Consider the following 22,614-nt stretch of genomic DNA (forward strand, 5'->3'; position numbering starts at 1 on the left):
GAATTATTCCGGCTGCTTTTGCATTTCTTTTACTTTATTTTCTGTTAACCACAATTCTATTCTGTTTTTTACTTTATCTTTTTGAAACGTTTGCCACTCTTCGTGCAAGTTGAGCTCGATCACTTTTTCTGTAAAACGATCGAAAGGCTTCTCCTCATTTAAAGCGTGCAGCAGCTCACTGTTTTGGTTTGAGCTCTCAAATTCAACCATCCAGCTGAAGGATTCAACATTCATCACCTTTGGAATCTCAATAAATCGCTCTGGTTCTTCGGCATCTAAAAATTCTAAATTTGGAAGACCATTGTGCTCGATTGCATCAAGCAGTATCGTTTGTTCATTTTTGTCTAAATAATAAATGTTGCTTGTCTTTGTATCCATGTAAGCTACCATTAATTTTTCGATAAGCAAATAATTGTACCTCCTAAAAAGGTGAATACTACAGGATACGATGAAGTTTTGGATCTTCTGACTATATAAATGTAAAATTATTACGAACGAAAATATTAATTTATCTTTTATTGTTCGTGTTTTTAATTGACTTCTATCAAATATATTGCTAAACTAAGCATGGTTTTCAAGATTAGATGATAAATTCGTCAATCATTAATTTCATGGAGGTGCAACCATGTCATCAGTAGTAGTAGTAGGAACACAATGGGGAGATGAAGGAAAAGGTAAGATTACCGATTATCTCTCAGAAAAAGCAGAAGTAGTAGCTAGATACCAAGGCGGAAACAACGCTGGTCATACAATTGTATTTGAAGGAAAGAAGTATAAGCTTCACCTTATTCCATCTGGAATCTTTTATAAAGATAAAGTCTGCGTGATCGGAAACGGAATGGTTGTCGATCCGAAAGCAGTTCTTGAAGAGCTTGCTTACCTTCACAGCCACGGAGTAAGTACGGACAACCTTCGTATCTCTAACCGTGCGCACGTGATTCTTCCTTATCACCTTCGTCAAGATATTTTAGAGGAAGAGAGCAAAGGTGCTAACAAAATCGGTACAACGAAAAAAGGAATCGGACCTGCTTACATGGATAAAGCAGCTCGTATCGGAATCCGTATCGCTGACCTTTTAGATCGCGAAGTTTTCGAAGAGAAGCTTGAGCGCAACTTGGCTGAAAAGAACCGTTTATTCGAACGTATCTATGAATCAGAAGGCTTCACAAAAGAACAGATCTTAGATGAGTACTTCGAATATGGTCAACAGATCGAAAAGTATGTAGTCGATACTTCTGTTGTTCTTAATGATGCATTAGACGAAGGACGTCGTGTTCTTTTTGAAGGTGCACAAGGAGTAATGCTCGATATCGACCAAGGAACATATCCTTTCGTAACATCATCTAACCCTATCGCAGGGGGAGTAACGATCGGATCTGGTGTTGGTCCGTCTAAGATCAACCATGTTGTAGGTGTTTCTAAAGCATATACAACACGTGTTGGTGATGGTCCTTTCCCAACTGAGCTTCATGATGAAGTTGGTAACCAAATTCGTGAAGTTGGCCGTGAGTATGGTACAACAACAGGACGTCCACGCCGTGTAGGTTGGTTTGACGCAGTAGTTGTTCGTCATGCACGTCGTGTTTCAGGAATCACGGATCTTTCTTTGAACTCTATCGACGTTCTAACGGGTATTGAAACGTTGAAAATCTGTGTAGCTTACAAATATAAAGGTGAACTAACGTATGAATTCCCAGCAAGCCTTAAAGTTCTTGCTGAGTGTGAGCCTGTATTTGAAGAGATGCCAGGCTGGACGGAAGATATTACAGGTGTGAAGGATCTTGGAGAGCTTCCAGAAAACGCTCGTCACTATGTGGAGCGCATCTCGCAAGTAACTGGAATTCCACTTTCTATCTTCTCTGTTGGACCAGACCGTGCACAAACAAACATGGTAAGAGGCGTATTTGCGTAAATATACTATGGCCCCTTTGGGAACGAGGGGCTTTCTTTTTTTATGAAGTAAAATAATATGAAGAACAATCTAATCTATGGAGCAGTGGATTTACGGTACGTGTTTTTATATTTGTTACACGTTCGCACATTTATCCGCTATTTGCGCACACTTTTTTTGGTTTTTCGCACACTTCGACATCGGCTACACACTTTTCAACACAACTTACGCACACAATCTCTACTTTTACACACAATGGGGTTGTCACACACATGAAAACATCAGAAAATGGACTTCATGTAGTGAAGGATGCTGGGCGATTAAAAGTTTTTTAAAAAATATATGGAAAACATATTGCCAAAGCTTCTATAACGTGATAAAGTAACACTTGTCGTGAAAAAACGACAAACGTTTTAAAACAAAGCACGAGCCATTAGCTCAGTTGGTAGAGCATCTGACTTTTAATCAGAGGGTCGAAGGTTCGAGTCCTTCATGGCTCACCACTTTTTTTAAAAAAAGTGGCCCGTTGGTCAAGCGGTTAAGACACCGCCCTTTCACGGCGGTAACACGGGTTCGAATCCCGTACGGGTCACCATTTTTTCTAAGTAAATAGGTAAAAGCATTAAAGTGGACTCGTGGTGTAGTGGTTAACATGCCTGCCTGTCACGCAGGAGATCGCCGGTTCGACCCCGGTCGGGTCCGCCACTTTTATGGCTCGATAGCTCAGTCGGTAGAGCAGAGGACTGAAAATCCTCGTGTCGGCGGTTCGATTCCGTCTCGAGCCACCATTTTACTTTAAATCCTAAAACATGTTGCGTGTTCCTTGAAAAGGGAGCATGCTTTTTTTATTTTTTTGCGTACGATCGGTCGCCGTTTGTGGAGGGTATATACCAAGGACGTCTTTGTCGAGAATGATCGAATGGCCTTTATTTTGTCTCTAAGACTTAATTGCCATGGAATTAGACTTAATTTTTTTTATTTCGACTTAATTGCATCAAGATTAGACTTAATTAATAGCTCAAGTACCACGTAGGGTATCAGCACTGACCCCTTCCGGCAGCAGAACAACACCGATACACCTCCAAAAAGGCTTACAAAGAGACAGGCACTGCACAAATCAGCATCTATACACTCACGTTTCATACATTTTCACACCCACCATAGACTTTTAATGCTGATAAAGAGGGATAAGTACTCAATCGTTCGAATATAGTGTATCAATTGGGATGAGGAAGGTAGTGATCATACAGATGGAATTTGAATGGGCGCTGTATTTGATCGCGAGTTACCTTGTTGGTTGCATCATGACAGGGTTTCTTGTAGCAAAGCTTATAAAAGGCGTTGATTTACGATTATTAGGCAGCGGAAATATAGGAGCGCGGAATGCTGGCAGAGTGCTAGGACCATCGGGTTTCGTACTCACGTTAGCCGGTGACATCTTAAAAGCGGCAGCGGTCGTTTGGGCAGGTATACAATTTCAATATCCACCATATATTCAGCTACTCGGTTTTTTAGCGGTAATTCTAGGACACCTTTATCCGATTTTTCTCCGTTTTCATGGCGGGAAGGGAGTGGCTTCCTTTATCGGAGGGATGATTATTTTTCACCCCATATCTGCCGTTCTTGTAGCAGCTGCGTTTCTGCTTTTTTACGGAATAAAAAGAAGTCTAACCGTAGCGGGACTCTTTGCTTTTGCACTAACACCTTTTTTCTATTGGCTGTTTGAAAAGCAATGGTTAGAGACGCTGCTTCTGATTCCAATCAGCTTTCTCGTTGTTTATGTTCAAAAAGAAGATATTAAAGAACGCATCAAATTAACGGAATAGGTGTTAAAAAAGGGTATAAATCGGTGAATTTATACTCTTTTTTATGTCGTTTATTTACAGTTGCATTACAAAATCCCCGAAGTTCTGACAAATCGAAATTCCTTATGATAGGATACTAGAGGTGCTAAAGACATAAATGGAAATAGGTCTTTAGACATAATTCAGAGATCAGAGAGAGAGAATCTTTAGGGGGAAATAGAAAAAGTGAACAATCGAAAAACCACTGAAAGATTTATTAAATATATTGCACTGCCGTTTGTTGCAGTGATTTTAATAGTATCAGCATTCACGATGAATCCATCGAACACTTCCGCTAGTAGCGATGATAACCAGTTGATCAAAACGGTTTATCACGTTTATGTAGATGGTAAGAAAATCGGAACCGTTCGTGAAGAAAGTGTTGTTGAAGAGACGGTCGATCACATATTACAACAAGCAAAAGGCAGAAAGAGTAACTTTGCTTTTGCGGTAAAAGAGTCTATCGAGCTTAAGCCTGAAAAGATGTTCAGACCAGAGTTTGATAATAAGGAAGTAATAGAGAACTTGAAGGAGCAGCTAACGGTTGAAGTTGAGGCTTATCGTTTGGTCGTTGGCGGACAAACTGTGGCTTATGTTTCCAGTAAAAAAGAAGCAAAAGATACACTGCTAAAGCTAAAGCTAGAACATGTCTCAAAGGCCGAGTTAGATGACATCGAAAAAAAGAAAGCTGAGAACGAAAAGCTTGAAGTACCGGATTTAAAGCCGGGAGAACGTAAAGTGGTAGATATCGACTTTTCAGCGCCAGTTCTTATTCAAAAAGCACAAACATCCATCAGTGAGCTTGTAACGGTAGATGATGCCATCTCTTCTTTAAAAGAAGGTAGCCTTGATAAGAAAGAGCATGTTGTTCAAAAAGGAGAAACGGTTCAGTCGATTGCAGAGAAGTATCACTTATCAATGGATCAGTTCTATACGCTAAATACAAGACTCATGTTTGTGCCGGTTATTCGTGCCGGCCAGTCTGTTACAGTTACAGAGAAAAAGCCTTTTACTGAAGTACTTGTGTATGAAGCAACTCGTGTTCAAAATGAGCTTCCATTTCAGGTTGAGAAACAAGAAGACAGTACATTGGAAAAAGGACAGATCAAAACGGTTCAAAAAGGACAGCATGGTGTAGAAGATATTACGTATACAACAAGAAAAGCCGATAACAAAGTGCTTCAAAAAGAGATTTTAGAAAATAAACAAGTGAAGGCACCAGTTACGGAAATCCAAAAGATCGGTACGAAAGTGATTCCATCTAAGGGGACAGGCACTCTTTCATGGCCAGCCGTGGGTGGATACATTTCCAGTCATAAAGGCACGCGTTGGGGTAAAGAGCATAAAGGGATGGATATTGCCAGACCTTCAGAACGCTCCATTCTAGCTGCAGACAATGGTAGAGTTGTTTCTGCAGGATGGGATGGAGATTATGGGAACAAGATTATAATTGATCACAACAATGGCATGAGGACGATTTATGCGCATCTTGATTCGATTTCTGTTTCAACAGGTGATGTTGTGCAGAAGGGGTCAAAGATTGGTGTGATGGGCACAACGGGTCAATCGACTGGTGTGCATTTGCATTTTGAAGTGTATGAGAACGGTGTGCTTAAAGATCCAGCTGATTTTGTAAGTGAAAATTAAAGTACTGTGAAAGCAGGTTGATTTCCGTTTCAGGTTGCTCGCTTTCCAGGGGGCGTGCGGTGAGCCTCTTAGCGCTCTGCGCTGTTAAGAGTCTCACCTGTCCCGCTGATCCCCTAGGAGTCTCGCACCTTCCACTCTAACCAACTTTTCAATGATGCTAAGGAATAAACACATGTCAAAAACCTCTCAGGAACACTTGCTTCCTGGGAGGTTTTTCATGCTTGCTCGAATTTAATAGAATGACTATCAGGATGTAATTCACGCTGCGATAACTTTCGACGGGATTCTAAAGTGAAGCCAACTTTTCTTTGTCTAAAATTAGAAGGTTTTGCTAGTAGTATGGAGAAAGTTTCAACTGTGATAAAATAGTAGAGATACCATATAATCGATACTACAAAATATTCTGCTATATATAAAATAGAGTTTCTGAAAGAAGGAGCGTTCCCATGGATAAGAAAATTCTCGTTGTGGATGATGAAAAACCCATTGCAGATATTCTGCAGTTTAATCTTGAAAAAGAAGGTTTTACTGTAAGTTGCGCGTATGATGGCATTAATGCGTTAGAAAAGGTAGAAAAAGAGAAGCCGGATATGATTTTGCTCGACATCATGCTGCCTTTGAAAGATGGCATGGAAGTCTGTCGTGAGATCCGTAAAAAGTATGATATGCCAATTATTATGCTAACTGCAAAAGACTCAGAAATTGATAAAGTATTAGGTTTAGAGCTTGGTGCGGACGATTACGTGACGAAGCCATTCAGCACGCGTGAATTAATTGCACGTGTGAAGGCTAACCTGCGCCGTCATCAGCAGGAATCAGAGCGTGAAGTAGATGAGAACAATGAGATCACGATTGGTTCTCTTACGATTCATCCTGATGCGTATATTGTGACCAAACGTGGTGAGACGATCGAGTTAACACACCGTGAATTTGAACTGCTGCATTATTTAGCAAAACATATCGGACAAGTGATGACGCGTGAACACTTACTTCAAACTGTATGGGGATACGACTACTTTGGTGATGTAAGAACGGTCGATGTAACGGTTCGTCGATTGCGCGAAAAAGTAGAAGATAATCCAAGTCACCCATTATGGATCATTACAAGACGTGGAGTGGGGTATTACCTAAGAAATCCTGATCAGGAGTAGTCATGATGGATAAAGTCAATTTTTTTAAATCAATACACGTTAAGTTTGTATTGATTTATGTGTTGCTCATCTTAATAGCCATGCAAGTGATCAGTGTTTATTTTATCAACAACTTAGAATCTGATCTTCGGCAGAGTTTCTCTAAATCACTTTATGATAGAGTGAATTTATTAGAGTTTAACGTTGAGCAAAAGATGAAAGACAAAGATCGGTACAAAGAAAAGAAAGCTGAAGATGGTGAAGACCCTGTAACGCTTGAAGATGATATTCAAGCGTTAATTGACGAGGAATTCGAAGAGAAAGAAATTCAAGTACTTAATGAAGAAGGCATGGTTCTTGCGAGCAATAAACCACAGCTAGTAGGGCAGATCAGCTTCAATCCTAAGATCAAGCTTGCTCTTGAAGGAACGGTCGATGATGAGATCATGCTTCATGAAGGGGAGCGGGTCATGGTGCTCGCCAAACCAATCAAGATTGATGGTACTGGTGAGAACATTGGAGCCATCTATTTAGTAGCATCCATCGAAGGAATCTTTAAACAAATTGCACGTATCAATAGCATTCTAGTGACTGGAACCGTAATCGCACTTATTATTACAGGACTGCTAGGAGTCTTTTTGGCGCGTACGATCACACGACCTATGGCAGATATGAGAAAACAAGCTCTTGTTATGGCGAGAGGGGACTTTTCTCGTAAAGTTCAGCTGTATGGAGATGATGAGATCGGTCAGCTTGCTATGACCTTTAACAACTTAACAACAAAGCTGCAAGAAGCAACGGCAATCACAGAGAGTGAACGTAGAAAGCTGCGTTCCGTACTGACATATATGACAGATGGTGTGATCGCGACAGATCGTGACGGTGCCATCATCCTCATGAACGACCGTTCTGAAGAGATGCTGAACATCTCCAGGCAGAACGCGCTAGGAACGCCTCTGATGGAACTATTGCGCTTAAATACAGAATACACATGGGAAGAGCTTTATAACGAATATGAATCCATGCTGCTTGATTTTAGTACGGATGATATGCACTATGTGGTGAGAGCAAACTTCTCTACGATACAGAAGGATGACGGGCCAATCAATGGTCTTATTTGTGTTCTTCATGATGTTACCGAGCAAGAACAGATCGATAACGAGCGACGAGAGTTTGTATTCAATGTTTCACATGAGCTGAGAACACCGCTAACAACGATGAGAAGTTATCTGGAAGCACTAGCTGAAGGTGCGTGGCAGGATGAGAACATCGCTCCGCGTTTCTTAGAGGTTACTCAGAATGAGACAGAACGTATGATTAGGCTCGTAACCGATCTGCTTCAATTATCAAAGATGGACAGCAAAGATTACCGATTTAACTTTTTTGAAATTGACCTGGTGGAATTCTTGAACGGTATCATCGATCGCTTTGAGATGCTTGAAAAGGAAAACATAGAGCTATCTCGCTCATTGCCAACTCACAAGATCAACGTTCAGTTGGATACCGATAAGATGACACAAGTGCTCGATAACATTATCTCGAACGCGATGAAATATTCTCCTGAAGGTGGAACGATCACTTTTAACGCTTCTGTTATCGGACGCAAAGTGAAGGTGAGTATTTCGGATCAAGGTGTAGGTATTCCGAAAAATAACGTTTCTAAAATCTTTGATCGATTCTTTAGGGTAGACCGTGCTCGTTCAAGAGATATCGGTGGCACTGGCCTAGGTCTTGCGATCGCAAAAGAGATCGTACTTGCGCATGGCGGAGACATTTGGGCTGAAAGTGAATGGGGCCAAGGAACGACCATCCACTTTACTCTTCCTTTAAAAAAGGTTAAGGAGGGGCTGCAATGAACTGGTTAAAGTGGATTACACATGCAAAAGAAGTGATCACTTTTTTCAAGAAGAATTATGAACACATCAAGTCGATCGCGCTTACGTTCTTGATCGGGATGAGCCTTGTCCTCACATGGAGCTTGTGGACATTCAAGCCAAGCTATCCATCATTAGAAGGAGCTCGTATCGTTAAGAAGCAGGAAGTAGATATAGAAGCGGGTGTGAAACAACTCGTTTATCCTACACAGGTGATCTATCATAGTGGGGATGAGTTATACGGACTTGAAGCGAACAACTTATTGAAAGAGTTTCATATGGGTTTGAACGAAACGAAGTTCACGTTTGATACTGGTTCAAAAAATAACCGAGCTTTTGATCCAGATGAAAAATTCCTACGAGACAACAAGTATGTGGAAATTATTTTTCCGGTAGGCATGAGTCAGGATATTTACAAAGAGATTTTCTCGTTTGAATCCGAGATACAAGCTACTAAACCACAAAGTGTGGATCGCATCTTTTTATATCAAGATAAACTGACAGATAGTATTGAAGGCTATCTTGTATCTTATGAAAATAAAAAGATGCAAAAGATAAGGGCAACAAATAACCAGATGAATCCTTTAATAAGAGATATGGATAAGTGGGTCGATACGGGCAATTTAATCCCATATATCCAACATGATATTAAGGATGACGGAAAAAAAGGACAAGCAGAAGTTTTAAGAAGATTTTATTTTCCAAAAGACTCGCTAGCCTTAACTCGCTATACGTACCTTTCAAAAGCAACAGGTGAGGATACGTATGAAATGTATAAAAAAGCGTTGTTTAAAGATCCTTTAGCTGTAAAAAGTGCTTCTGATAAAAATCAGATCACGTATGCTGATGGAACAGCGGCTATGGTTGTGAATGAGTTGCAAAATCGATTCACGTTCACAAACTTTGCAGGAAACCGGAACCCAAATACAACTCCAAACATTTCACCACTGTATCAATCTTTAGATTATATCAATACGCACGCAGGCTGGGGAAACCCATATATCCTTTCCGGTCTATCCATATATTCAGCAAACTTTTGGTTGTTTGTTGAGAACCTGCCAGTGCTTGATCCAGAGATGCAGATGAACTTAGTGTGGTATGAAAACGAGCTTAAGGAATATCAACGCTCACTCGTACAGTTACAGCTAGAGCAAAAATCTTATCTCTCACAAAAGGTCAACATTCAGTCAGGGTTAGAAGTTAAGAAAGAACTTGAAGAAAAAGATTACAACAAGAACTATGTTCAAGATGTTCGTATTGGATTCACGATGAAAAAGCAAAAAGAACCACACGTATACAAGCTAGAGCCACAATGGTTTATTAACTATGATGCTAAGGGATGGCAGCCATTATTTTCACAGACAGGAAAGGAAGGATTTTAATTGAATTGGCAAAGAACAAAAAGCATTTTTATCCTTACCTTTCTTGTCTTAAACCTATTCTTGGGATACCAGCTTTATCAAAAGAACGACATTAACAACATTTCAAGACTTACAGATCAACCACTAGAAGAGCGGTTAGCGAATAACGAGATTTCACTTTCGGAAAAGCTGCCGAAATATAAAGAAAAACAAACCTTAATCAGTGCACAGCGTTACAAGTTCTCGGAGGAAGAGAAGAAATCTCCTGCAAAAAATGTATCGCTTGATAAGGAAGCTAGCACAGACATCACCCTTCACTATGATCTTAGTAAACCGATGAATCTTCCGAAAAAGGATTCAAAAGATCTGATTTCAGAGCTTACTCAGTTTGCAGAAGAGAACATCTCTCGTGGTAAGGAATACGCTTTTTACGAATGGGATAAAGAGAACAACACTGTCTGGTTTACGCAGGTTTATCAAGAAAAAAGGATTTTCTACAACCCTAGTAATTTTGGTATTGTTGCTGATGCAAAAGATTATGATGTGCCGAACGGAATGATCAGGTTTAAGCTTGATGACAAAGGAAACCTTACTAATCTTACACAAACCTATCTCTTTATTACGAGACAAGGAGCTTTTCAGCAGATCATCTCACCTAGCAAGGCACTTGAGAAACTATTAGAATCGAACCTTCAAAAAGGTGATCATATACAAAAAGTAGAGCTTGGCCACTATAGCCTTGTAGGTGAAGGGGAAGTTCAGGTTTATACACCTACGTGGTTCATAGAAACCAAGAACGGACAGTATTTAGTTAATGCGACTGACAGTTCCATTCAAGTTTTGACGGAAAAGGCAGAGTAGAGAGGAACATGCGGTTATGAGTTTAAAATTTAGCGTTCTTGCAAGCGGAAGTTCGGGAAACGCTGTTTACGTTGAAACCGAACAAACGCGCTTGCTCGTGGATGCAGGCTTAAGTGCCAAACAGATTCAGATTTTATTTGAAAAAGCAGCTTGTGGTGAGGTGGCTGACATTGACGGAATCCTCGTCACGCATGAACATAGCGATCACATAAAAGGACTCGGTGTGCTGGCTCGAAAATTTAAGCTGCCGATCTATGCGAACAAAAACACGTGGAATGCGATGAACGGCTTGATTGGTGAAGTGGCGACCGAGCAAAAGTTTGAGTTTGAGATGGAAAGTGTAAAAACGTTCAACGATTTAGAAGTTGAATCTTTTGGCGTGTCACATGATGCGGCGGAACCGATGTTCTATGTATTTCATCACAATGGTAGAAAGTTAGCCCTCATGACGGATACGGGCTATGTGAGCGATCGTATGAAAGGTATCATTCGTGACAGCCACTCGCTTGTGATTGAATCGAACCATGACATTAACATGCTCATGATGGGACGATATCCGTGGAACATTAAACGCCGTATTTTAGGGGACCATGGTCATATTTCGAACGAAGATTGTGGACATGCTCTCGCTGATGTAATCGGTGACGGCACGAAACATATCTATCTTGCTCACTTGAGCAAAGATAACAACATGAAGGATATTGCTCGCTTAGCTGTTGAGCAGACGTTAAAAACGTATGATATCTCAGCGGGTGAACAAGTTATTCTGCACGATACAGATGCGAGTCAGCCAACAAAATTGGCTTTAGTTTAAAATACTTACTTGTTTAAAGTAAGCCGTTTCCGGAAATAACAATAAGTGTGGGAAATTATGAAAAATAACCCAAAATGTCCATAATTTCAGGACTAATTGCTTATACTAGGTTATGAATTCATCCATTTTATTGTTGAAAGGAACGGTGAGGAGCATATGGGCTATTACGATGATGATTATGAATCACCATCTCGACAAAAAGGAAACCGTGGAGGAAAGTTTCTACCAGCGTTGCTAGGAGCAATTCTTGGTGGTTTGCTTGTCTTATTTACAGTACCTGCACTAGGAGGAGCTGGTCTTTTACCAGATAATCTGTATCCTCCGAACGAAGAACAAAACGGGCTTGGTACCGACGGAGATCTAGAACAGAGAAAAGTGGATGTCGATCTGACGACGAACGTAACGGATGCGGTTGATAAAGCATCTGGAGCTGTCGTTGAAGTCATCAACATTCAGCAGACTGATTTTTGGAGCCAACAGCCAGCGGGCACAGGATCAGGTGTTATTTATAAAAAAGAAGGCAACAAAGCGTATGTGGTAACAAATGACCACGTTGTGGCGGATGCGAATCAGATTGAGATCACGCTTAGCAACGGTACGAAGCTTAAAGGTACTCTACGCGGAACAGATCCTCTAATGGACCTCGCTGTTGTTGAAATCGATGGCAGCAAAGTTGATAGTGTAGCGGAGTTTGGAGTGTCGGGTGACTTAAAACGTGGTGAACCTGCTATCGCAATCGGTAATCCGCTCGGAAACTTCCCTGGATCTGTTACACAAGGTATCGTATCAAGTGCGGACCGTTCGATTCCAGTTGATCTAGATCAAGACGGAAATCCAGATTGGCAAGCTGAAGTTATCCAAACGGATGCAGCGATCAACCCTGGTAACAGTGGTGGTGCTTTAATTAATATCGCGGGTCAAGTAATCGGGATCAACTCTTCTAAGATCGCACAGAACGAGGTAGAGGGAATTGGGTTTGCTATTCCTTCAGATGTGGCAAAACCGATTATCGAAGACCTTGAGAAATATGGTGAAACACGCAGACCGTTCTTAGGCGTTAACATCATTCCGCTTTCTCAAGTGAACACGTATCAGCGTGAGCAAACACTGAAGATTCCAGACAGCGTACAAGAAGGTGTCGTTGTTATGGAGATCACTTCAGCTTCACCAGCAGCTCGTGCAGGTATTAAGGAAATGGACGTAATTGTCGAGATGGGTGGAGAGAAGATTAAAGACCCAATCGCTCTTCGTAAGTTCCTTTATACAAAAGCGAAGATTGGTGATGAGGTGGATGTGACGTTCTATCGTGATGGGAAGAAGAAGACCGTGAAAGTTGAATTGAGCGGTGGTAATCAATCTCAGTAAAAGAGGGAAACAGGGGGCTTTAGGGTCTCCTGTTTTTTGTTTGTTGGCGCTAGGTGTCTTTGGGAGTGAGTTGATTTCCGTTTCAGGTTGCTCGCTTTCCGCGGGGCAGGCGGTGAGCCACATTCGTACGTTTCACGTATAAGTGTCTCACTTGCCCACCTGTCCCGCAGGAGTCTCGCACCTTGCACTTCAATCAACTTGTCGTTGAAGGAAAGACTTTAAAAAAATAACCCACCTTTCAATAAAGAATAAAAAAATGATTCAACATGTGGACAACTTTATTTTAGCGGATTGTTTACACACAGCTGTAAATTCGTTAGTGTAAGAAGAAGGATTGTGGATAAGTTAGGAGTGAAAAGATTTGGTTATTATTTGCTGCAAAGACCATGCTGAGCTTGCGATTGACATCATTGTGGATGAGTTTGAAACGCCGCCAGTTGTTGAGTTACTAACAGAGAATGACGAGTTATCAACAGGTTGTGAATACTGCGATAACAAAGGTGCATATAAAGTATCGAACATATGAACGCCTACAAGATATAGCACTAATTGTGCATATGTGGATAAGTTCTGGGGATAACTTATTTGAAAGGAAGTTTTCAACAAGTGAATATTTCAATCGTTTCCGTAGGGAAATTAAAAGAAAAATACTTAAAACTAGGTATTGATGAATACTTAAAACGATTAGGACCTTATGCAAAAGTAGAGATTATTGAGGTTCCTGATGAAAAAGCTCCTGAAACATTAAGTGATCAAGAGATGATCATGGTTAAAAACGCTGAAGGTGAAAGAATTCTAGCAAAGATCGGCCAAGATGTGCATGTGATTGCGATGGCAATTGAGGGCAAGGCTGTGTCATCTGAAGAATTGGCTAAGAATTTAGATCAGCTTGCGACTTATGGGAAAAGCAAAGTGGCATTTGTCATTGGTGGATCCCTAGGATTAAGTGACGCTGTAATGAAGCGGGCGAATGAGAAGATTTCATTTGGGAAGATTACGTATCCGCATCAGTTGATGAAGTTGGTGCTTGTTGAGCAGATTTATCGGGCTTTTCGGATTAATCGGGGAGAACCGTATCATAAGTAATGGTTGTTATCACACCAACAAGATTAACTATTTGACAAACCCCCAACTCAGTACTATTATTAAAAACTATATTCCGAAATACTAAAAAATATATAGATAGCAAGCTATGATTGCTGTGGGTCGTACTACAGCAGGAGCAGCTTCTGGAGAGACCGCTTAGTAAGCGGCGCCGAAGGGTTCACAATCTCAGGCAAACGGACAGAAGAGTATCGAATTTTGACTTTGTTGTGCCTTTCATTTATAGCGCAGTGAATGCTTTTTTCATATTCTAATGTACAAGAGATTGGAGATTCCTCCAGTCTCTTTTTTTGTTTGATTTGCATCTTAGAAGGAGGATTCATACGTGTCACAGCAAGAGTTGAAGAGAGATTTAGCTAACCGTCATGTGCAGCTGATTGCCATTGGCGGAACGATTGGTACGGGGTTATTTTTAGGTTCAGGAAAAGCGATTCAGCTTGCCGGACCTTCTGTTATTTTTGCTTATTTAATCGTTGGGATCGCATTGTTTTTCATGATGAGAGCGCTAGGAGAACTGCTGCTTTCGAACGCAGGTTATGAGTCGTTTACCGATATTGCGGAGGACTATCTTGGTCCACGAGCTGCTTTCATCACAGGCTGGACGTATTGGTTCTGTTGGATCATGACAGCGATGGCCGATGTGATTGCGGTCGGTGTTTATGTTCAATATTGGTTTGATATACCGCAGTGGGTTCCGGCGATTGTTTGTTTGCTTCTTTTACTTGGACTGAACCTATTAACGGTAAAGCTTTTCGGTGAATTGGAGTTTTGGTTCGCATTAATCAAGGTGATTACGATTCTAGTGTTAATTGTGATTGGCGTTGTCCTACTCGTTATGGGTTACCAAACGGATGCGGGAACGGTTTCCTTAGACAACCTGTGGAATCATGGAGGTTTTTTTCCTAATGGCATGACTGGGTTCCTACTCTCGTTTCAGATGGTTGTGTTCGCGTTTGTGGGAGTGGAATTGGTCGGTGTGGCGGCAGCAGAAACGTCTAATCCGAGAAAGAATATTCCGTCTGCGATCAATAAAATTCCACTGCGAATTCTATTTTTCTATGTGGGCGCATTGATCGTGCTGCTATGCATCAATCCTTGGACACAATTAAACGCTGCGGAAAGTCCGTTCGTTAAAACGTTCAGCATAATAGGGATTCCGCTTGCAGCTGGGATTATTAATTTTGTTGTACTGACTTCAGCGGCATCTGCCTGCAACAGCGGGTTGTTCTCAACGAGTCGCATTCTTTTTACGTTAAGCAAGAGTGAGCAGGCTCCTCGATCTTTTAAGAAACTAACGAAAAATGCGGTACCTGGAAACGCATTATGGGTTTCCACTGTTGTTGTTTCAGTGGGAGCGCTCCTGAGCAAGCTGATTCCAGAGCAGGCTTTTGGCATCGTAACAACCATCAGTGCCATCTGTTTCATCTGGGTGTGGAGCGTGATCTTAATCAGCCATATTAAATATCGTAAAACACGTTCAAATCTGCACAAAAAGTCAACGTTCAAAGCACCTTTTGCTCCATTCATTAACTATGTGGTGCTCGCCTTGTTCGGGTTAATCTTAATCGTGTTACTTGTGGCAGAAGCTACTCGTCCGGCTTTATTGCTGACACCGATTTGGTTTATTTTATTATGGATTCTATATCGTTCTAAAAGCCAACGTACAGCAAAATAGTGATTGAGGAAGAAGAGAAGCGAAAGGACTTCTCTTCTTTTTTCGTTCCCATCTGTTAATTTCCTCATAACACGTTTATCTTTTTAATGAATTATGCTCTAATAAGAAAGAGTTAAAAAAGCAGGTAGTTTAAGTGCACGAAGGCTTCAATCAGCTTTGGTGTATGTATCAAGAGTTTGCGAAATGAGGAATTACTTTGAAAAGATTTAAGAAATTTTATATAGAGATTACGAGCATCTGTAATTTGGCGTGTCATTTTTGTCCTCCAACTGAACGAGCTAAACAGTTCATCTCCATTGACGATTTTACGAAACGTTTAGACCAGATCAAGCCCTATACCGATTTCATCTATTTGCATGTAAAAGGTGAGCCGCTTCTTCATCCAAAAATCGATCAGTTATTGGACATAGCCCATGAAAGAGGGTTCAAAGTTAATATCACCACGAATGGAACGCTCATTAAAAAGAACTGGGACAAGCTTATCAATAAGCCTGCGCTCAGACAGATGAATTTCTCCCTTCATAGCTTTGATGGCCACGTCGGTCAGAGTATGACGGATAAAGAAGAATACGTAAGAACGATCCTTTCTTTTGTACAAGAAGCAACGAGAGAGTCTTCGTTATTTGTTTCTTTAAGGCTTTGGAACCTGACGCAAGACAATGCGACAAACTTGGAAAAACAGCGTAACCGTCAGCTGCTTGAGATTATTGAGAATGAATTTAGTCTTGCCTTTAAAATTGAAGAAAAACTCACGCCGGGAAAAGGAATTAAACTGGCGGATCAAATTTTCATCAATCAAGATTACGAGTTTAAATGGCCGGCACTGCATGAAGAAGAGGACGACGGAAAAGGGTTCTGCTACGGCCTTCGCAATCAAGCGGGTATTCTGGCGAACGGTACAGTCATTCCATGCTGCTTAGATGGAGAAGGTGTAATTAATTTAGGAAATATCAATGATACACACTTTTCAAATATTATTGAAGGTGACCGAGCGAAAAATATCGTGGATGGTTTCTCGCGAAGAGAAGCGGTTGAGGAACTTTGCAGAAAATGCGGTTATCGAAAGCGTTTCGGTAAATAGTACGAAAACACATGCTAGACATTAAAGACAGGGAGTTATCCTGTCTTTTTTTATGGAAGAAAACGCACCTAATCTTAAGAGCTCTGAAGCAGCAAATTCTGCATAAGGCATTGTGATTAGGTGCGTTCATTATTTATTATTTTAATTTAACATCAAATCGATCAGCGTCCATCACTTTTACCCAAGCTGCGATAAAGTCCCGTACGAATTTTTCTTGGTTGTCATTCTGCGCATACACTTCAGCGAGTGCGCGTAGTTCTGAGTTGGACCCGAACACGAGATCAAAGCGGGAAGCTGTTCGCTTCACTTCTCCTGATTTACGGTCGCGGCCTTCGTACTCGTTAAAGCCTGTTGATTTCCACTCAACGCCCATGTCGAGCAAGTTTACGAAAAAGTCATTCGTTAACATGCCAACACGGTCTGTGAATACGCCGTGTTTCGTATTCTTATAGTTTGTCCCAAGAACACGCAGACCTCCGACGAGAACGGTCATTTCAGGTGCAGACAGACCAAGAAGCTGTGCTTTATCGACAAGCATTTCTTCAGGGCTTGTACTATATTCTTTCTTTTGATAGTTACGAAACCCGTCTGATACCGGTTCTAATACATCGAACGAAACAGCGTCTGTTTGTTCAGGTGTTGCATCACCGCGTCCAGGTGTAAATGGAACCGTTACATCAAAGCCCGCATCTTTTGCAGCTTTTTCAACAGCTGCACTTCCGCCAAGAACGATTAAGTCGGCTAGACTCACCTTCGTGTCGAGCTGGTTTTGTAGATCTTGATAGATTCCTAGCACTTTCTCTAGCTGTTGGGGTTCGTTCGCTTCCCAACCTTTCTGAGGAGCTAGGCGGATGCGTGAACCGTTCGCACCTCCGCGCATATCAGAAACCCGGTACGTGCTTGCTGAAGCCCATGCCGTTTTTACGAGCTCACTCACCGATAATCCTGTATTTAAGATTTTTTCTTTTAACTGAGCGATATCAGACGGTGATAGATCATAATCTACACTCGGAACAGGGTCTTGCCAGATGAGTTCTTCGTCTGGAACTTCTGGACCTAGATAACGAACTTTCGGCCCCATGTCACGGTGAAGCAATTTGAACCATGCACGTGCAAAAGCATCGGCAAATTCATCTGGATTCTCGTAATAACGACGAGAAATTTTTTCATAGTCAGGATCCATACGTAATGCCATATCAGCTGTTGTCATCATCGTTTTCACTTTGATGGATGGATCTTCGGCATCAGGAGCCATATGCTCTTCAGTCACATCAACAGGACTCCATTGATAAGCGCCTGCTCTGCTCTTCGTTAACTCCCACTCGTAACCGAACAGAAGGTCAAAGTATCCGTTGTCCCATTGTGTTGGGTTCGACGTCCAAGCTCCATCAATACCACTCGAAATGGTGTCGCGGCCTTTTCCGCTGCCGTGACGGCTCAGCCAGCCTAGTCCTTGTGTTTCTATATCCGCTGCTTCAGGATCGTCTCCTACAAGAGATGGATCGCCTGCACCATGCGCTTTTCCGAACGTATGACCACCTGCGATTAGAGCAACCGTTTCTTCGTCATTCATCGCCATACGGCTGAACGTATCACGAATATCACGAGCACTTGCGAGTGGATCAGGCTTTCCGTTCGGCCCTTCAGGGTTCACGTAAATCAGACCCATCTGAACTGCAGCAAGCGGGTCTTCAAGCTCACGGTCACCAGAATAACGGTTGTCCGCTAGCCATTCTTTTTCCGTTCCCCAATAAACATCTTCTTCTGCATGCCAAATATCTTCACGTCCGCCAGCAAAACCAAACGTTTTTAACCCCATGGATTCAATGGCTACGTTACCAGTGAAAACAAGTAAATCTGCCCATGAGATTTTGTTGCCGTATTTTTGTTTGATCGGCCATAAAAGACGGCGAGCTTTATCAAGGTTTACGTTATCCGGCCAGCTGTTTAAAGGTGCGAAGCGCTGAGAACCTGATCCGCCGCCACCGCGTCCATCAGCCATACGATATGTACCTGCAGCATGCCATGACATACGAATGAAGAAAGGACCATAGTGACCATAATCCGCCGGCCACCAATCCTGGCTGTCCGTCATCAATGCATGAAGATCCTTCTTTAGTGCGTCGTAATCCAATTTGGAGAATTCTTCACGATAATTAAAGTCGTCTCCCATCGGATTCGACTTTTTGTCATGTTGGCGAAGAACATTCAGATTGAGTTGATTCGGCCACCAATCCTTATTTGTCGTACCATGAGGAGCTCTAGATGTCGTAATCGCACTATCCTTGTGGTGTGTGACAGGACATTGACCTGCAGATGTGTGTTCTTTTTGATCGGGCTTGTTGTTGTTTTCCATTACAATTTCCCCTTCCTTTTGTGGAACTTAAAATTGCAAAACACGAAAAGCCATGATGTTAAATGTTAGATTATTATGATAACTCAATTATAGAGGACAGGTATGTGGATTCAAAGCGTAATGCACTTTTGTTTGGTACATTAAGTTGTTAAGAATTGCTTTTATTGCTTTTGTAAGTAGTTGATTTTGATCCACACTTCCTATTTGTCCTGGCCGGGAATACGTATTCCCCGTCCTTCCAGTATTTAACGCTGACTTTTTCTAAAAAAAGATAAAGAAACATAAATAAAAAAAGGTTAACAATCGAATACTTAGGGTATTTAAAGAAAGTATGTGTGCATAAAAATTTTAAATACAAACTTTTATATTCTACTATACTAATTATTCATAGATTGATCGCAAAAGGAGAGGCAGAATGAATATACATTTTGAACAAAAAAAGCAGCAATTAGGTATTCGGGAAATTTGGGGAAGCAAACAGCAAACCATTTCTTCTGTCTGCTTTGATTCTAGAAACGTAATGAATAACTCTTCCTTTGTCTGTATAACGGGTGAACAATTTGACGGGCACACCTTTATTGAGAGTGCCATCCAGAATGGTGCAGTTGTGGTTGCCGGTGAAAATAAAACGATTTTAAAAGAGGCGAGCGAAACCTATCGTGATGTTACATTCTTACTAGTTGAGGATGCTCGCGTATTTATGGCTCAATTATCTATCTTATTTAATGAACGTATACATGAAAAATTAATCACAGTGGGCATTACAGGGACGAATGGTAAAACGACGGTCGCGGCTTATGTTAGATCGTTGATGAACCTTTGTGATGTAAAATCCGGTTCGATCGGAACTACCGGTATGATTTCCTCTACAGGAAATCTGAACATGAAACAGTCAACGCCAACAACGCCTGAAGCGCCTGATCTTCATCACATCTTCAAACAGTTTGTAGAGAATGGCGATCAACTCGCTGCGATGGAGGTCACTTCTGTTGGAATTGAACAAAAACGAACAGCAGGTATTGATTTCGATGTAGCGATTCACACAAATTTATCACCAGAACATTTGGAGTTTCATCATACATTTGAAAACTACAAACAAGCGAAGTTAAAGTTGTTCAAACAAGCCAAAAAAGCGGTTGTGAACATAGATGATGAGGGTATGGGTAAAGAAATCGTTGAGTTATTTGAAGGTCCTTTGCTAACGTACAGCATGAATGAAGAAAGCGGTGCCGATGTAATCGCAACAGATGTTAAGCACGTAGCGAACGGTACTTCATTTACCTTGTCCGTTCACGAAAAACGTTATTCTGTAATAACACCTTTTTACGGATCTTATAATATCGCAAATCTACTTTCTGCAATCTGTACAGGCATGCATATTGGAATACCATTAGAAAAAATGCTTCATGTTCTTCCTGAAATGACAGGACCTGAAGGAAGATTCGAAATCATTCACAAGCAGAATCGTAAAATCATATTAGATTACGCGCACACACCGGTTGCGTTACAAAACCTTGTAACAGAAGTGAAAAAGTTGCCATACAGTCGACTGATTGTGTTAGTAATGGGCATTGGAATAAGAGATAAAGAAAAGATGCCAAAAATGGCGGAAACGATTGAGAACCAAGCCGAAGAAATCGTCGTATCTGTTGACCATCCAGGATACAACGACCCTAGTGAGATTGTTGGCCACGTGATGCGAGGGTTTAAAAATCCAGCCGCACCTAACATTCACTCAGAACTCACACGTCATGATGCGGTAATCAAGGCATTATCTCTTAGTGAAGAAAATGACATTGTTCTTCTCACGAGCGGCTGCATCAATGGTGCTCAAATTGTAAAAGGGGAGAAGATTCCTCACTCTGACAAAGACATCATTGCAGACTTCTTTAGAAGTAAAAAAGTAGCGAAGAGTGGAAGAATGCTTGCTTCTTCTAAGATTAAATGGGCTGCACCTAAAAAGCGAAACGTCTTGTAAAAAAGTTTAGATAAACATGAACCCCGTTATGGATATAGCGGGGTTTTACTCGTTGTGTTTTCAGCAAACGAAGTACCAAATACGCTGTTTTTACAGTTATGTGGCATAACCCCTGAATAAGCAGGGTATTGGTTATTACTTACAAAATGACGAAGGGGCTGACAGCGTGAACACACTTTTTTTAGTATCTTTTTTAGTGAGTTCAATTGTTACAGGTGCGAACTCGAGTGAAATAGCCTTAAATAGGACGAGCAATGAAGTGACGCAGAATGAAGAGGAAACACAGAGCTTTTCTGAGCCTATCAATACGGAAGAACAGCAAGAGGCTGTCTTACAATTTATCAATGTGGACGTGGCAGCAGTATCTACCTATGAAGTACAAGCCTTTGATTCTTTAGCTAGCGTTTCAGGTGCAAACTATACCGACGACGAGACGATGTATTTGGAGTTAGTGGAAACTACGATTCCTGCCTATGAAAAAGCAGTGGCCCAAGCGAAAACCATCGATGTTCAAGGAGAAGAATTAGTAGGAATGAAAAAGCAAATCGTAACAGCTACCGAAATTTTTTACGAAAGTTTAATCCTTCAAAGACAAGCCTTAGAACTACAAGATAAAAATCTGATGACACAGTCTAATCTAAAATTAGAAGAATACTTCCAATTGGTAGACGCTTATCACGCAGAGATGGAATTGTTGAGCAAAAAATACGGCATCGAATATCAAGACGCTCCTAGTAATTCTGACCAACTGGATCAAACAGAAGAAGGAGATTTCTTGTAAATGCTACGTCGCTAATCTAATTATTTGGGTTAGTGTTAGAACATAGACTTACTAAGACATCATGGATAAGTTGTTTGGAGTGTAAGGTGCGAGACTCCTGGGGGATGAGTGGGACAGTTCGAAAAGTGGAAGTGGCTTGTTCAGCCCCGACAAGCAAAAGGTGAATGGGTTTGAAGGCGCACTTTGCCTTCTTAGCCATTTAACTTTTGACCTCGAGGGGCTAGCCACTGTAACTAGACAGGTGAGACTTTTAACAGCGCAAAGCGCTAAGAGGCTCAACGCACGCCCCCCGGAAAGCGAGCATCCTGGAGCGCAAAGCAACTCTGTCAACCCTTCTAGACATAACAAAAAAGTAGCTACCCTGTAAAAGGATAGCTACTTTTCCTTAGTGTGCCTTTGATTCACTCACTTCTTCATCTCGCACTGCAAAAACTTTCTTCGCAACCGTTAACGCGTTCAACACACGAGGAAAACCTGTATATGGAATCAAGTGCGTGATGCTCTCCACAATCTCTTCTTTTGTCAGTCCCGCCGTCAGCCCCGTATTGATATGAAGCTCCAACTGAGGCTCCGTTCCTTGTGTCACTAGAGAAGAAATCGTTACAAGCGCTCTTTGCTTGTTCGTTAATCCTGAACGTGAATAAATCTCGCCGTACGCAAATTCAATAATGTATTTTCCCACATCTGGCGCGATATCTTGCAAGTCATCCGAGATTTTTAAGTGCGTTGAGATGTCTTTGTTATCCGTTAGCGTGTACTCCATTAATTTATCTAATCCATTTTGAAAACGATCTTTTTCCATGAGTAGTGCCTCCTATAATTTGTATTGGAACTACTTTATCTCAATCTAAA

18 protein-coding genes, 4 tRNA genes and 1 riboswitch are annotated in these 22,614 nt (G+C 41.3%); of the genes, 19 read left to right on the forward strand and 3 right to left on the reverse strand.

Translation table 11 applies throughout. From position 1 onward, the window contains the following. Nucleotides 1–3: 3 nt before the first annotated feature. On the reverse strand, nucleotides 4–408 hold the full coding sequence (locus P4V41_RS16175) for a UPF0158 family protein (RefSeq protein ID WP_328086155.1): 405 nt from the start codon (nucleotides 406–408) through the stop codon (nucleotides 4–6). Between the two features lie 217 nt (nucleotides 409–625). On the opposite strand from P4V41_RS16175, the gene P4V41_RS16180 reads away from it, so the two are divergent. The 17 genes from P4V41_RS16180 (at nucleotide 626) to P4V41_RS16260 (ending at nucleotide 16,647) form a co-directional block, all read left to right on the forward strand. Further along, nucleotides 626–1,912, forward strand: coding sequence for an adenylosuccinate synthase (locus P4V41_RS16180; protein WP_328086157.1), 1,287 nt, complete (start codon nucleotides 626–628; stop codon nucleotides 1,910–1,912). Nucleotides 1,913–2,318: 406 nt separating this feature from the next. After that, nucleotides 2,319–2,394: transfer RNA gene (locus tag P4V41_RS16185), tRNA-Lys, on the forward strand. A gap of 17 nt (nucleotides 2,395–2,411) precedes the next feature. After that, nucleotides 2,412–2,486: transfer RNA gene (locus P4V41_RS16190), tRNA-Glu, on the forward strand. A gap of 34 nt (nucleotides 2,487–2,520) precedes the next feature. Beyond that, nucleotides 2,521–2,596: transfer RNA gene (locus P4V41_RS16195), tRNA-Asp, on the forward strand. Nucleotides 2,597–2,603: 7 nt separating this feature from the next. Beyond that, nucleotides 2,604–2,679, forward strand: a tRNA-Phe gene (locus P4V41_RS16200). Between the two features lie 438 nt (nucleotides 2,680–3,117). Beyond that, nucleotides 3,118–3,717, forward strand: coding sequence for a glycerol-3-phosphate acyltransferase (locus tag P4V41_RS16205; RefSeq protein ID WP_137791303.1), 600 nt, complete (start codon nucleotides 3,118–3,120; stop codon nucleotides 3,715–3,717). Between the two features lie 204 nt (nucleotides 3,718–3,921). After that, a complete protein-coding gene (locus P4V41_RS16210) occupies nucleotides 3,922–5,382 on the forward strand; it encodes a peptidoglycan DD-metalloendopeptidase family protein (protein WP_328086160.1) in 1,461 nt (486 codons plus the stop codon). Between the two features lie 446 nt (nucleotides 5,383–5,828). After that, nucleotides 5,829–6,533, forward strand: a complete 705-nt coding sequence (gene yycF, locus P4V41_RS16215) for a response regulator YycF (protein ID WP_066244253.1) — start codon at nucleotides 5,829–5,831, stop codon at nucleotides 6,531–6,533. A gap of 5 nt (nucleotides 6,534–6,538) precedes the next feature. Next, nucleotides 6,539–8,368, forward strand: a complete 1,830-nt coding sequence (walK, locus tag P4V41_RS16220) for a cell wall metabolism sensor histidine kinase WalK (protein WP_328086163.1) — start codon at nucleotides 6,539–6,541, stop codon at nucleotides 8,366–8,368. Beyond that, nucleotides 8,365–9,768, forward strand: a complete 1,404-nt coding sequence (locus P4V41_RS16225) for a YycH family regulatory protein (RefSeq protein ID WP_328086164.1) — start codon at nucleotides 8,365–8,367, stop codon at nucleotides 9,766–9,768. The genes walK and P4V41_RS16225 overlap by 4 nt, the downstream gene beginning before the upstream one ends. Further along, entirely contained in the window at nucleotides 9,769–10,608 is an 840-nt protein-coding gene (locus P4V41_RS16230) for a two-component system regulatory protein YycI (RefSeq protein ID WP_328086166.1), read from the forward strand. 16 nt (nucleotides 10,609–10,624) lie between these two features. Beyond that, a complete protein-coding gene (locus tag P4V41_RS16235; protein ID WP_197132778.1) occupies nucleotides 10,625–11,422 on the forward strand; it encodes an MBL fold metallo-hydrolase in 798 nt (265 codons plus the stop codon). Between the two features lie 156 nt (nucleotides 11,423–11,578). Then, nucleotides 11,579–12,787, forward strand: coding sequence for a S1C family serine protease (locus P4V41_RS16240; RefSeq protein ID WP_328086167.1), 1,209 nt, complete (start codon nucleotides 11,579–11,581; stop codon nucleotides 12,785–12,787). Nucleotides 12,788–13,148: 361 nt separating this feature from the next. After that, complete coding sequence (locus P4V41_RS16245) at nucleotides 13,149–13,313, forward strand: CxxH/CxxC protein (RefSeq protein ID WP_137791296.1); 165 nt, start codon at nucleotides 13,149–13,151, stop codon at nucleotides 13,311–13,313. A gap of 80 nt (nucleotides 13,314–13,393) precedes the next feature. Next, nucleotides 13,394–13,873, forward strand: a complete 480-nt coding sequence (gene rlmH / locus P4V41_RS16250) for a 23S rRNA (pseudouridine(1915)-N(3))-methyltransferase RlmH (RefSeq protein WP_328086293.1) — start codon at nucleotides 13,394–13,396, stop codon at nucleotides 13,871–13,873. 133 nt (nucleotides 13,874–14,006) lie between these two features. After that, nucleotides 14,007–14,085: riboswitch (glycine riboswitch) on the forward strand. A gap of 131 nt (nucleotides 14,086–14,216) precedes the next feature. After that, complete coding sequence (locus P4V41_RS16255) at nucleotides 14,217–15,566, forward strand: amino acid permease (RefSeq protein WP_328086168.1); 1,350 nt, start codon at nucleotides 14,217–14,219, stop codon at nucleotides 15,564–15,566. 196 nt (nucleotides 15,567–15,762) lie between these two features. Next, nucleotides 15,763–16,647 (forward strand): radical SAM/SPASM domain-containing protein, encoded by an 885-nt coding sequence (locus P4V41_RS16260; protein ID WP_328086169.1) that lies wholly within the window; start codon nucleotides 15,763–15,765, stop codon nucleotides 16,645–16,647. A gap of 136 nt (nucleotides 16,648–16,783) precedes the next feature. Here P4V41_RS16260 and katG read toward each other — a convergent pair whose 3' ends face one another. Further along, nucleotides 16,784–19,003: a catalase/peroxidase HPI gene (gene katG, locus P4V41_RS16265; protein ID WP_328086171.1), complete on the reverse strand. Its 2,220-nt coding sequence runs from the start codon at nucleotides 19,001–19,003 to the stop codon at nucleotides 16,784–16,786. A 415-nt stretch (nucleotides 19,004–19,418) separates the two neighbouring features. Between katG and P4V41_RS16270 the strand changes: the two genes are divergently transcribed. Then, on the forward strand, nucleotides 19,419–20,981 hold the full coding sequence (locus P4V41_RS16270) for a UDP-N-acetylmuramoyl-L-alanyl-D-glutamate--2,6-diaminopimelate ligase (RefSeq protein ID WP_328086172.1): 1,563 nt from the start codon (nucleotides 19,419–19,421) through the stop codon (nucleotides 20,979–20,981). Nucleotides 20,982–21,147: 166 nt separating this feature from the next. Further along, the gene (locus P4V41_RS16275) at nucleotides 21,148–21,762 is read left to right on the forward strand and encodes a hypothetical protein (protein WP_328086174.1); all 615 of its coding nucleotides are present in this window, start codon (nucleotides 21,148–21,150) and stop codon (nucleotides 21,760–21,762) included. A gap of 385 nt (nucleotides 21,763–22,147) precedes the next feature. Here P4V41_RS16275 and P4V41_RS16280 read toward each other — a convergent pair whose 3' ends face one another. Beyond that, nucleotides 22,148–22,564, reverse strand: coding sequence for a carboxymuconolactone decarboxylase family protein (locus P4V41_RS16280; RefSeq protein ID WP_328086175.1), 417 nt, complete (start codon nucleotides 22,562–22,564; stop codon nucleotides 22,148–22,150). Nucleotides 22,565–22,614 lie beyond the last annotated feature (50 nt).

Source organism: Fictibacillus nanhaiensis, assembly GCF_036213205.1.
GTDB lineage: Bacteria > Bacillota > Bacilli > Bacillales > Fictibacillaceae > Fictibacillus > Fictibacillus nanhaiensis_E.

Coding starts and splice junctions, on each gene's coding strand:
- P4V41_RS16180 (WP_328086157.1), top strand. CDS start 626: ATGTCATCAGTAGTAGTAGTAGGAACACAATGGGGAGATGAAGGAAAA.
- P4V41_RS16205 (WP_137791303.1), top strand. CDS start 3,118: ATGAGGAAGGTAGTGATCATACAGATGGAATTTGAATGGGCGCTGTAT.
- yycF (WP_066244253.1), top strand. CDS start 5,829: ATGGATAAGAAAATTCTCGTTGTGGATGATGAAAAACCCATTGCAGAT.
- walK (WP_328086163.1), top strand. CDS start 6,539: ATGGATAAAGTCAATTTTTTTAAATCAATACACGTTAAGTTTGTATTG.
- P4V41_RS16225 (WP_328086164.1), top strand. CDS start 8,365: ATGAACTGGTTAAAGTGGATTACACATGCAAAAGAAGTGATCACTTTT.
- P4V41_RS16235 (WP_197132778.1), top strand. CDS start 10,625: ATGAGTTTAAAATTTAGCGTTCTTGCAAGCGGAAGTTCGGGAAACGCT.
- P4V41_RS16240 (WP_328086167.1), top strand. CDS start 11,579: ATGGGCTATTACGATGATGATTATGAATCACCATCTCGACAAAAAGGA.
- katG (WP_328086171.1), bottom strand. CDS start 19,003: ATGGAAAACAACAACAAGCCCGATCAAAAAGAACACACATCTGCAGGT.
- P4V41_RS16270 (WP_328086172.1), top strand. CDS start 19,419: ATGAATATACATTTTGAACAAAAAAAGCAGCAATTAGGTATTCGGGAA.
- P4V41_RS16280 (WP_328086175.1), bottom strand. CDS start 22,564: ATGGAAAAAGATCGTTTTCAAAATGGATTAGATAAATTAATGGAGTAC.